This is a genomic window from Rathayibacter sp. AY1F2, from assembly GCF_002930885.1.
Classification (GTDB): domain Bacteria; phylum Actinomycetota; class Actinomycetes; order Actinomycetales; family Microbacteriaceae; genus Rathayibacter.
On record NZ_PSVG01000052.1, the window covers coordinates 1 to 1,930 of the forward strand.

The following is a 1,930-nucleotide window of genomic DNA, read 5'->3' on the forward strand; positions in this document are numbered from 1 at the left end:
CGCGATCGTCGTGTCTTCATCGGTGCCGGCGCCATGAGTCGTGGTCCACAGCTCGCGGCCTGACAGGGGGATGAGCGTCTGCATTTGCTCATCCAAGCCAGTGTCCGTGGTCGTGCCAAGGAGTCGTCGCTCATTCACGCTGCCTTACTCCGGTGCTGTCCGTTAGGGGATCGTTCAGCGGGCCGCTGAGCCGGCAGGTGTTGCTCTCGGACGCGTTACGGGTCGCGGCCGAGAGCAGGGCGACACCGGCGGCTCCCCGCCGGTCTGGCGCGTGCGGCGTCAGCAAAGTCCCCACTTCTCGACCGCACCGCCACAGTGGAGCCACCTGCGCACTGCCCGAGCGTCATCCGAGCTGGATGCTGCTGCGCAGTTCACCGCCACTCCGCGTCTCGAGCGTTCACCGGTCAGGTCCGGGCGATGCTCCTGGGGAGTGATGCCGTGTCAGCTGGTGGGGGAGACGTCCGGTGCGACGGTTTCCGGGAAGTCTGCCGGGGTGTGCGCCGTCTCGTGCGTGAGGGTGTCGACTGACCAGGTGCCCGCGTGTAGGCGCAGCGTCGCCTCCTGCGGGAACGAGTAGGCGTACTCCGGAGCCGCTTCGCCGGCCTCGTACGGGCTCCGCTGAAGGGTCGTGCTCTCGGTGAACGTCACCGTGGCCGAGTCGCCCGTGATCTGCACCGAGTCCAGCGACACGTCGGTCTCGAACGCCGTGAAGGACTCCCCGAGCTCGAGGTAGCGGTCTCGCTGAACGCGCAGCCGGGCGTCATCCTCCACGATCACCGCAAGCCGCCCCGGCGTCGAGGTCGATTCCGGGACGCCGAGGCCGGTGAGCTGCGGCGATCCTTCGACCAGGCTCTGAGCGTTCCGGTGCTCGAGGTCTGAGATCAGTGCCGTCGAGATAGCCTGGTTCTGCGACGACGAGGATGCGAGGCCGACGATCACCGCTGCGCCGGCTCCCGCGACGCACACAGCGCTCAGGGCTAGGACAAGCACTCCGGCAGGGCGCACAGCTCTCTCCTCACGGGAAGCCGATGACCGGCTGCTGCGAGCCTATACACCACGGTGTGACTACCCGAGAAGGGACAGCGTCGTCGCCCCGATGAACGGGCTATGACGACGTCGGTTCGGAGGGCGTACGGTGACGGGCGTGGACGACTCCAGCGACCGAGCGAACCGGTGGGCGGTCGGCCTCGGTGTCGTCGTGCTCCTACCTGCCGCTTTGTGGACGATGGTGAGCAGCGTCCTAATGGGCTTCGCGACGGACTCGTGCGCAAGCGCGAGGCCCTGCGACCGCGGACTGGCTGATGCGGGCATGGCGGTCGGCTTCTTCGGCGCCCTCGGCGTCTCCGTGGCTGTGATCGCGGCGTTCCTCTTCAAAGTCGGGCCGCGCGGGGTCAGCGCGTGGATCCCGTGGACGGGCGTCGGGCTCATCGTCCTCACTGGCATGGCTGCCCAGCTCCTGGTTCACGCTGCCACCTGAGCATTGTCGCGGCCTTGAATGTGCACGCTGCGGTCCCTGCCTGCCCTTGCGTTGCCTCATGGTCGCGTCTCGGCCTGAAATGCGCAGCGCCGTTCCGAAAGGGGAGTGTCTGTCGCGGGTCATCAAGAAGCCCACCGGCTCTTAGGCTGACCCGATGAGTTCCCCGGCACCGACCCGCCCGTTCGTGGGCGCTGCTCGCGTCGCCGTCGGTGCAGCGGCGATCGCGGTGATCCTCCACACCTACGCGCTGAGCATCGTGGCCGGCGACCCGAATCCGTTCGACTACTTCGGCTACTTCACGAACCAGACCAGCCTCCTCGCGAGCGCGGTGCTCGTCGTCGCCGGATCGGTCGCGCTCGCCCGCCGTCCGACGCCGGTGTGGCTGAGCTACGTCCGCGGCGCGGCGACGGCCTACTCGATCGTCGTCGCCGTGATCTACAACACCCTCGTTCC

Annotated in this window: 2 protein-coding genes and 1 pseudogene; 2 read left to right on the forward strand and 1 reads right to left on the reverse strand. The window is 68.0% G+C overall.

Annotated features, from left to right (window positions below; all coding sequences use genetic code 11):
* Nucleotides 1–441: 441 nt before the first annotated feature.
* Entirely contained in the window at nt 442–966 is a 525-nt protein-coding gene (locus C5C54_RS17445; RefSeq protein ID WP_146078906.1) for a hypothetical protein, read from the reverse strand.
* Nucleotides 967–1,144: 178 nt separating this feature from the next.
* Between C5C54_RS17445 and C5C54_RS17450 the strand changes: the two genes are divergently transcribed.
* Together C5C54_RS17450 and C5C54_RS17455 are read left to right on the forward strand one after the other, a co-directional pair.
* Nucleotides 1,145–1,477: a hypothetical protein gene (locus tag C5C54_RS17450; RefSeq protein WP_146076580.1), complete on the forward strand. Its 333-nt coding sequence runs from the start codon at nt 1,145–1,147 to the stop codon at nt 1,475–1,477.
* A gap of 154 nt (nt 1,478–1,631) precedes the next feature.
* Nucleotides 1,632–1,930, forward strand: a pseudogene (locus C5C54_RS17455) (hypothetical protein); the annotation flags it as partial.